This window comes from Chloroflexota bacterium (assembly GCA_018648225.1).
Taxonomy (GTDB): domain Bacteria; phylum Chloroflexota; class Anaerolineae; order Anaerolineales; family UBA11858; genus NIOZ-UU35.
Window position 1 is genome coordinate 1 of sequence record JABGRQ010000170.1, and the last position, 9,405, is coordinate 9,405.

The 9,405-nt window shown below is 50.9% G+C and carries 9 protein-coding genes; 6 read left to right on the top strand and 3 right to left on the bottom strand.

Annotated elements, in window-relative coordinates:
* Positions 1-27 precede the first annotated feature (27 nt).
* The gene (locus HN413_15630) at positions 28-687 is read right to left on the bottom strand and encodes a hypothetical protein (GenBank protein ID MBT3391829.1); all 660 of its coding nucleotides are present in this window, start codon (positions 685-687) and stop codon (positions 28-30) included.
* A 527-nt stretch (positions 688-1,214) separates the two neighbouring features.
* Here HN413_15630 and HN413_15635 point away from each other — a divergent pair.
* The 5 genes from HN413_15635 to HN413_15655 all read left to right on the top strand — a co-directional run bounded on the left by HN413_15635 (position 1,215) and on the right by HN413_15655 (position 6,025).
* Complete coding sequence (locus tag HN413_15635; protein ID MBT3391830.1) at positions 1,215-1,595, top strand: DNA-binding protein; 381 nt, start codon at positions 1,215-1,217, stop codon at positions 1,593-1,595.
* Between the two features lie 66 nt (positions 1,596-1,661).
* A complete protein-coding gene (locus HN413_15640) occupies positions 1,662-2,243 on the top strand; it encodes a transposase (GenBank protein ID MBT3391831.1) in 582 nt (193 codons plus the stop codon).
* A 104-nt stretch (positions 2,244-2,347) separates the two neighbouring features.
* Entirely contained in the window at positions 2,348-3,148 is an 801-nt protein-coding gene (locus tag HN413_15645) for an isopentenyl phosphate kinase family protein (GenBank protein ID MBT3391832.1), read from the top strand.
* 7 nt (positions 3,149-3,155) lie between these two features.
* Complete coding sequence (locus HN413_15650; protein MBT3391833.1) at positions 3,156-5,252, top strand: PP2C family protein-serine/threonine phosphatase; 2,097 nt, start codon at positions 3,156-3,158, stop codon at positions 5,250-5,252.
* Positions 5,249-6,025 carry a DUF1624 domain-containing protein gene (locus HN413_15655; protein ID MBT3391834.1) on the top strand — a complete coding sequence of 259 codons (777 nt, stop codon included), beginning with the start codon at positions 5,249-5,251 and terminating at the stop codon, positions 6,023-6,025. The genes HN413_15650 and HN413_15655 overlap by 4 nt, the downstream gene beginning before the upstream one ends.
* A 293-nt stretch (positions 6,026-6,318) precedes the next feature.
* Here the strand turns inward: HN413_15655 and HN413_15660 are convergent, their stop codons facing one another.
* Together HN413_15660 and HN413_15665 are read right to left on the bottom strand one after the other, a co-directional pair.
* Positions 6,319-6,738: an ATP-binding protein gene (locus tag HN413_15660; protein MBT3391835.1), complete on the bottom strand. Its 420-nt coding sequence runs from the start codon at positions 6,736-6,738 to the stop codon at positions 6,319-6,321.
* 83 nt (positions 6,739-6,821) lie between these two features.
* The gene (locus HN413_15665; GenBank protein MBT3391836.1) at positions 6,822-7,154 is read right to left on the bottom strand and encodes an STAS domain-containing protein; all 333 of its coding nucleotides are present in this window, start codon (positions 7,152-7,154) and stop codon (positions 6,822-6,824) included.
* Between the two features lie 258 nt (positions 7,155-7,412).
* Between HN413_15665 and HN413_15670 the strand changes: the two genes are divergently transcribed.
* Positions 7,413-9,140 carry a GTP-binding protein gene (locus HN413_15670; protein ID MBT3391837.1) on the top strand — a complete coding sequence of 576 codons (1,728 nt, stop codon included), beginning with the start codon at positions 7,413-7,415 and terminating at the stop codon, positions 9,138-9,140.
* Positions 9,141-9,405: the final 265 nt, after the last annotated feature.

Sequence of the window (9,405 nt, forward strand, 5' to 3'; positions counted from 1 at the left end):
GCTCTTTTGCGGTTCTTTTTTAGTCAATTACGCCACTTTTGGCGAAACAAAAGTATAAGATTCTCCAGCATCCAAAATCACGTTGAACGAATCGGTTGTCTGTGGAGAACCAGATGAACTCGTACCTTGGAATATGACACCTTGTTTGATATCGCTAAAATTTACAGTGGTGTTATCCTCGGATGCCATGACGGAAATAAAATTTCCACAGCTTGAGTTTGATGAAGAATCAACGCTTCGCATTAACCCAACCCGAAAGCGAGTCCCCAAAGCTGCGTAACCTTTAGCAGTTAACGAAGCTCCTTGGGATGCAACCTGATGGCGTATATTCGCATAAATTAGCGCATCGGCAGAAATAATTAAGCCTGCTGTAGTAATTTGATTTAGGCTTGTGTCACCATCTAGAAGGTTGCCATTAACTAGAATTTGCTGTGGTGAGTTGTTTCGCACGGTATATGTGCCCCCTCCAACTGGTGAGCCATCTCCCCATTCCACAGTTACTGTCACATCAGTGGTTGATGGCGTAGAGAGAAATAGGTAATGAGCTCCACTTGAATTGTGAAAATTGGCCTGAGGGGGAATATAGTGTTTATAGTCCAAATGAGCGCGGGCTGGCTGCGGGCTAAACAGCAAACTGAATGCCAGCAGCAATATGGTAATGATGATGAATCGATGCGGCGCTTTCATGCTCTTCCCCCCGGGTGAGCGAAATCTACGCGTGAGTGAGTGTTTGGCGACATCTTATCCTCCGTTGGATGTGATAGGCATCAGGTGTCAGGGCAGCGAAGTGGGTATCTGTGATGATGAGTGCAATTGCGCAACATTATATGACAGGGCAAGGATATGGGCAAGCTTTTGACGCATTTAGGTGACAGTCACTTCACAAAAGTGACTGTCACCTAACGGACGGAAAGTAAATCGTCCGCCCGGTCGATTTTTTTCTCCGCCCGGAGGATTGCAACTCTCCGGGCAGAGCTTTCAAGCGCTGTGCTGTTTCGTCGCGCTGGGAATAAAGTACAAATGTCTCTGATACTCGCATAAAACTTGCTGTATAATTGCAACATCCTACTCAATTATTGGTTTCAAAGGAGAGAATATCCAATATCCCCCCGAAAACCAGCTATGGTAGGTGACGGTCACTTTTCTTCCAACACTCCGCTCGGAAGTGCTGCGCAAAGTGACTGTCACCTATTGCCCCCCCAGGAGGTCATTTCATGAGCGTCAAATATAATTCTATATCCCGCAAAAAGCCCGGCGATCCTGAAGCTGCGCCCAAGTATTACCCTTCGATTGTCAAAAGCGGCAACGTAAAATTACGTACTCTATCCAAACGCATCGCCGAGATTTCTACCGTCAGCACGGTGGATACAATGGCCGTGCTGGAAGGGCTGCTGGCCGTGCTGCCCCAAGAGTTGGCTGCGGGTAACGTGGTGCGTCTTGGCGATTTCGGCTCGTTTTGGCTGCGCATCAAAACCCAAGGCTCCGACACGCCCGAAGCGGTTACGACAAATGATATTCTCAACGTGCTGCCGCGCTTCACGCCGGGCAAAGAGTTCAAGCAGGTGTTGGAAACCATTGAATTTGAGAAGGCGTAGATCGGCAAGCAGGAGCGGGTGACAGTCATCTTCCGAAGGGCTTTCGGACTGAGCGCCGGAAGTAGGATGACTGTCACCTTAACGCCGGAAATCACCATGCCCCACGCCCGTAAAGACACACTTGTTTGGCAGCCCGGCGCGTATTATCACATCTACAATCGCGGCGTGCAAAAGGCGCCCCTCTTTCACGAAAAAACCAATTACCTTTATGTGCTACGCAAAGCCAAACACTATAGCAAAGCACTTCAGCTTTCGATCATTGCATATTGCCTGATGCCCAATCATTACCATTTTCTGGTACATCAAAAGGGTGAATACGCCGCAGGCTTACTCGTTCAACGCATATTCAATGGATATACCAAGGCCTACAACAAACGTTACGGGCACAGCGGCACACTTTTCGAGCGGCGTTATCAGGCCAAATTAGTAGATAATGAGGCCCATTTATTACATCTTTGCCGGTATATTCATGCCAATCCGGTCAAAGACGGCTTTGTAGAACACCCTGAAAACTGGCCTTATTCGAACTACTTAGAGTGGCTTGGCAAACGGAATGGAGCGCTGATAGATGCGGCATTCATTCGGAAAAACTTCGAAAGCCCTGAGGCTTATCAAGTCTTTGTACACGCGTATCTGCAACTGAAGTGACCATCACCTTCGCGGAGCACTTCCAAACGGAGCGCAGGAAGCAAAGGTGACTGTCACTTTAGTTACATCTTGACCCCCCATACCCCATCCACTACAATCAGCCCATGTCTGAACTCATCTTCCTGAAGCTCGGCGGGTCGTTAATCACCGACAAAAAGCAGCCACGCACACCACGGCTGGATGTGATTGCGCGGTTGGCCGATGAAATCCGCGCCGCGTTGGCTGCGGATCCGAATTTGCGCTTGATTCTTGGGCACGGCTCTGGCTCGTTTGGACACGTGCCCGCCAAACGTCACGGAACCCGCCAGGGCGTGGACTCGGCTGAAGGTTGGCGCGGTTTCACCGAAGTGTGGCATGAGGCGGTCATGCTGAATCGCATTGTGATAGACGCGCTGCATCAAGCCGGGTTGCCTGCGATGAGTTTCCCCCCCTCGGGGGCGGTCACCACGCGCCGGGGAACCGTCGCCCACTGGAACTTAAGTCCGCTGCGCGCCGCTTTGGGGGCAGGCTTGCTCCCCGTGGTCAATGGCGATGTCGTTTTCGATGAAATCCTGGGGGGCACGATCCTTTCCACCGAAGATATTTTCACACATTTAGCCAGCGAACTCCGCCCGGAGCGCATCCTGCTGGCCGGGCTGGATGCCGGGGTGTGGAGCGATTATCCTCAATGCACGCAACTCATCCCTAAGATCACACCTAAAAATTGGGCCGGCATTGCATCGGCGTTGGGCGGCTCAGCGGCTACCGATGTGACCGGCGGCATGGCGGGCAAAGTAGAATCAATGCTCGCGCTGGCCGGTAAAAACCAGGGGCTGGAAATTTCGATCTTTAGCGGCACGCATCCCGGCAGTGTGCAATCAGCATTGTCTGGGGATTTACTGGGAACGTCAATTACATCGGTATAATATCCCTATGTTCTTCAAGCCGCGTGCTACCATCCCGAAACGCTATAAACTCTTGCTGGCCGTTGCCCGCATCTTGCGCCCCGAAATCAACGCCATGCAAATCGAGCGCCAGGTTGTTGCCGTCGGCGACCTGATTTCATTCTTATATGCCGCTCCGCTGGCAATCGCCGGAATCATCTGGCTCATTCGGATCAGCGATTGGCAACTTTGGCGTGCTCATAGCGCGGAAATTGTATTACAAGCGGTATTATTTTTCATCTTCAATTATCTGCGCTTTTTCTTGATAGTAGAGTTACGCGCCAATCGTTACGGCAGTTCCGATGGGTCACTGGCGGGCATCATTTTATGGTCGGGCATTCTGCTCTTTGGCCCCACGTTGCTCTGGCTGGCAATATTGGGAACGCTCTTCGAGTTCTGGAGCAATTGGCGCAATGCCGTTTCGGACACCGCCCGCTGGAGCCAATACCGCAATCTGGCGATCAATATTGCCGGAAACACCCTTGTCTCGTTGACTGCGCTCACCATCTACATCGCTATCGGTGGCACGTACCCACTTTCCCCGCTCTCCACCGACACCGTGAGCCGCGCTTTCGGGCTGTTGGCGCTCAATTTTGCCCTGCTAATTTTGCTGTGGAGCGGATACCTGCTCTATGGAGTTTGGTCGCAGCGTGTTTTGGCTGGCTCCGACCAGATCAACCCTGTGTTGAAATTTTTCTTCCTGGCCATGGGATTGCCACACATGGCGCATCCTTTTGCCATCCTGGCCGCCGGTTTATACGCCGAAGGCGGCATCCCCGTTTATCTGTTTTTCGTCAGCGGAATGTTAATTGTGGCCTATCTGACGCGGCAATTAAGCTGGTCTGGGGAAAGCAGCCGCCAGCAATCGCGTATGCTGGAACACCTGGAGCGGCTGGGGCGCGCCATTATCGATGCGCCACCCCATACCGAAAATCTGCCTGCCATACTTGAAGCCCATATTCCAAATATGTTCCCGGCGGGGCGCTATGCGATCTGGATTTTCCCGGAAGATACGCTGGTCAAATATCCGCTGGATTGGCAGCCCGATCTGGATGCGATCTGGCCTTGGCTGCTCGATCAAGAACAGGGGCAAATTTTCCAGGCGCAGGATGAACTGCCCTGGCAAAATAGCTTCGACTCCCATAACCCGATGGTTCTCTCCCCGATCAAGGAAGGGGAATCGGGACAAACCTTTGGGGGGGTGTACCTGGAACTCTATGCGCTGGCTCAACCCTGGGATCGTCAGGCGCTGCAAAATCTCTGCCCGGCAGTGCAGGCTTTAGGCGCGCAAATTGCCTCGGCGATCAACCAGGCCAGAGTGTATGAGCAAACGCTGGAATATCAGCGCGTGCGCGAAGAACTTAAACTAGCCGGGCAAATTCAATCCAGCCTGTTGCCCAGCGTTTTCCCCAAAATGCCAGGCTGGCAGCTTTCGGTTACGTTAGCGCCTGCCGGGGAAACATCGGGCGATTTCTTCGATGTCATTCCTCTTGAAGGCGGGCGCGTAGGGATTGTGCTGGCCGATGTGCTCGATAAGGGCATCGGCCCGGCGCTGTACATGGCCCTGAGTCGCACGCTGATCCGCACGTATGCCACCGAATTCGAGTTACAACCCGATGTGGTTTTCTTCGCCACAAATGAACGCATTCTCAAAGACACGCGCGCCAACCTGTTTGTGACCGCTTTCTACGGAATCCTTGATCCACAAAACGGCACGCTGACCTACGCCAATGCCGGGCACAATCCGCCGCTGCTGTTGCGCGCTCACGATGAAGGAAACACTGAATTACTCCAAAAAACCGGGCTGCCCATCGGCATTGATGAAGAAGCCACCTGGGAACACAATACTGTAGAAATTTTCCCTGGCGATGTATTAGTCTTGTATACCGATGGCATTCCCGAAGCCCAGAATACGCACAAGGAACTTTTCAAACGCGACGCTCTTGAAGCTATCGCGCGCGCCAATCTCCAGCAATCCGCAGAGGGGATTCAAAAAGAAATTCTGGATGCCGTATACGATTTTCTGGGCGAAATTGCACCCCAGGACGATATTACGCTAATGGTATTACTGCGCGATAATGAATGACCGCAAACGTAGCCAGCCAGCCCAAACAAGCTACACTCCGGCGCTTCGCCTTTCTTGACGCCCTGCGCGGCGCGGCGTTATTGTGCATGGTCGTAGACCACGCCTATGATTGGTGGCTGACCGAGGCTGATAATCTAGGCAAATGGGGACGTACAACGGAATTTATTGGCACATTGGCGGCGCCAACGTTTCTGGTGCTGGTGGGGGTTTCGTTGGTGCTTGCCAGCGCCAAACGCGCGCCCCAACAGATTTCCACCCGGCAGACATTTTGGTTTTTGGCACAACGAGGCGGCGTGGTTTTTTTATGGGGGTTTATCACCAATTTCCTTGTATTTTTCAACGGCAATAATTGGCAAGCTATTTTTGCATTTGATGTGCTGCAATGCATTGGTCTGGGAATGATGATCTGTGCTCCGTTGGTCTTGTGGGGGGCAGATTGGGTATTGGCCTGTGTAACCATCGGGTTGCTATGGATCGGTCAGAATGGCGATGCTATTTCTCTCCCTGGTTACATGGGAACCATACTAAATGGCAATCCCCCGATCGCTTATTTTCCGCTCTTGCCCTGGTTGTTTTTCATCCCAACAGGCATCCTTTGGGGGCGGAGATTGCTCGATTGGCAGGATCAACCCGCTCGGTTGAACCGCATGGCCTTGCTAATGCTGCCAACCGGCCTGGGGTTGGCGGTCGCCGCGGCGCTGATTCCACTGGATTGGGGCTATCGCTATCCATTTACCGCGCATATCTTCTTCAACTTAGCCATAATTGCGTGAGGCAGCGCGTTTCTCTATTTTCTATCAAGCATCGACTGGGGCTTGAAACTAAGCAGTTGGCTGAGGACTCTGGGAAAAGAAACGCTCTTTCTGTATGTTCTTCACCATCTGATTGGATACCGTCTATTCTACTTTTTCGGCGCGATTACGGGGCATACATGGCAAGGGCATTATGGCATTTTTTCAACAGGTACAGCCACCGCTATGCTGCTGGCAATGATGGTGATTTTGTTTATGGCAACACGGCTGTGGATGGGAGCTAAAATTCGGCATCCCAAATTGGGCAAGTGGCTCTAGCGCGAAGCGGTTTTGTGCTTTTTCATCGTTAGCAGGTTGCCCCCAACCGCATCAAAGTGAAATTGCACATCATCCATCATTTGGCGCATCAGATACAAACCCGCGCCACGTGGCTTCAATTGCTCTAACGGCACAGCATAATTTGGGGGTGGAATATCTTCGGGGCTGAACCCTGCGCTCCAATCGCGTAATTGCACCGTAACACCGCTAGGCGTAATATCGCAGGCGCACTCGATTTCCCCCAGTTCTTCGCTACCATAGCCATGCTCAATAATATTGGTACAGGCTTCGTCCACGGCCAATCGCACAGCATAAACCTGTGCCGCGTCCAAGCCTGCTTTTTGGGCTATTCGGCTGACAAATTTTCCAATTGCAGCCAGATTTTCATAACGCCCGATAAATTTGCGCGTTGGCATCGGGAAGATTACCTGCTACTGGGAATAAAAAGAGCGAGGCGCAAGCTTGCATCCCCGCCCTTTAATTCAAAAATGCGATCAAGTTAGAAACTGCCCACGGCAGCTGTAAGATCGGCGTAGATTTCGACAAAATGTTTGACGCCAGCCAAATCGAGAGATTCCATCATTTCTTCTGCCACATTGACCAGCGCTAATTTGCCGCCTTCCTTTTTACAAGCTTTCTGCGTTTCGAGCAGTACCCACAAACCACGGCTGGATATGAAATCAACCGCAGACATATCAAAAACAATACCTGACTTGCCATCATCAACAATGGCATTAAACGCTTGCTCCAACGCTGGAGCGGTTTGACTGTCAATACGGCCAGTAGCTTTGAGCACATCACAGCGCTTATAGGATGTTGTTTGAAGTTCCATTCAGAAAACTCCTCATTTTATTCAGTGCATGCATAGATGATATAACGAATTGCCTGAATCCTTAGGCGGCAATAGTATATCATGGTTCAAACGGGTGATGCTATAATAACCTGTCGGGTCTCTGGGATCCCCAATGAGGGTTGCCAATAGACCCAACTGATTCTGTATGTTCAAAACCATTCAGCAAAGTGTTGAGATACCGTTCTTTTTATCTCCCTTTGCTCAACAAGCATATGCGATAGGTAAAGGTATTTATCCATGCAAATTCTATCAAAGCAACAAGATACGCTACTTAAAGAAGAACGCAATTTGTTACGCGATTTGCGCGTGACGCTGGCAAATATGAACGCACCTATCGAAGATCAAACTGCGCTGGAAGAATCGATTCAACAATTGGATGATTTCTTTCTGCTGGTTATTGTGGGCGAATTCAACGCCGGTAAAAGCGCCTTTATCAATGCCCTGTTAGGAACGCGTATTCTCAAAGAAGGTGTTACCCCCACCACGACTCAGGTCAATGTGTTACGCTACGGGGAAAATCAAGATCGCCAGATCGTTGATGATCACCTGCATATTTTGACTGCGCCGGTGGATTTCCTGAACGAAATCAGCATTGTCGACACACCCGGCACAAATGCCATCATCCGTGAACACGAGAATATCACATCTAAATTTGTGCCCCGCTCCGATCTGGTGTTGTTCATCACTTCCGCGGATCGGCCTTTCACCGAGAGCGAGCGCTTGTTCCTTGAGAAGATTCGCGATTGGGGTAAAAAAGTTGTCATCATCATCAACAAGATTGATATTCTGCAAAATGACGATGATTTAGCCCAAATTCAGGATTTCCTGAGCGAGAACGCGCGCCTGCTACTGGGGATCACGCCCGATATCTACCCGATCAGCGCCCGCAAGGCTTTACAGGCCAAACAGGGAGAACCCCATTTATGGATTGAAAGCCGTTTCGAGCCACTGGAGAAATTCATCCACGATACGCTGGATGAGGGCAGCCGCTTGCGCCTGAAATTCCTCAATCCGTTGGGGGTTGGCAAGCACCTCACCGAACGCTATCTCAAAACGATCAGCGAACGCATGGAGTTGCTGCAAGATGATTTCCAGATGCTGGAAGATGTTGAAACGCAACTTGACGAATACCGCGCTGATATGCTGCGCGACTTCGACTTCCGCCTGTCAGATGTAGATAATGTACTCTACGAAATGGAACAACGCGGCGAAGCCTATTTCGATGAAACCATGCGCCTGGGGCGTGTATTCGATTTGATCAAGAAAGAGCGCATCCAGCGCGAATTTGAAGTGCAAGTTGTCGGCGATGTACCACAGCGCATTGAGAAAAAGACTGCCGAGATGATCGACTGGAGCGTTGATGCCGACCTGCGCCAGTGGCAAGCCGTCACCGAGCATATTGCTGACCGTCGGCGCAAGCACAAAGACCGTATTGTTGGCGGCGATGGCGCGGGCAATTTCCATTACGACCGCGAACGGCTGATCGAAGGCATTGGTCAAGAAGCGCGCCGGGTGGTAGATTCATACGATAAAACGAAAGAAGCTCAACATATGGCGCAAGGCGCGCAAAACGCGGTGGCGGCAACGGCTGCATTACAAATTGGAGCGGTTGGCCTGGGTGCCGTAATTGCGGCGATTGCAACAACTTTGGCTGCCGACGTAACTGGTATTCTGCTGGCCGGATTGGTGGCCGCGTTGGGGTTATTCATCATCCCTGCCCGGCGCAACAAAGCCAAAAAAGAGATGCGCACCAAAGTAGCTGATATGCGCCATCAACTGACCAAAGCCCTGCGAGGTCATTTCAACAAAGAAATCGAACGCAGCCTCCAGCATATCAACGATACTGTGGCCCCCTATACTCGTTTTGTAAGGGCCGAGCGCAATAAAAATACAGACGTACAAGAAACATTACAGGTGATCCAGATCGGATTGAGCCGTTTACAAACACAGATCAACGATCTGTAGCCATCTGGCCATCTGCCCTCAAGTTGACAGTTCTATGGCACTCGATTAGACTTGATACTATCAGAAAAAGATGTGTGGGAGGTATAGCGCACTCACACATCTTTTTCAAGTTTTTTCACAGGGTGGTTCAAAAATGTGTAAACTTTTTTTGAACCACCCGCCTATGTCATTCCGACCGGAGGGAGGAATCCCTGTGAAGAAACGGAATTTTTCAACTGCGTAGGTATAAATTTATGCCAAAACGCAGGGATTTCTCGCCGTTAGC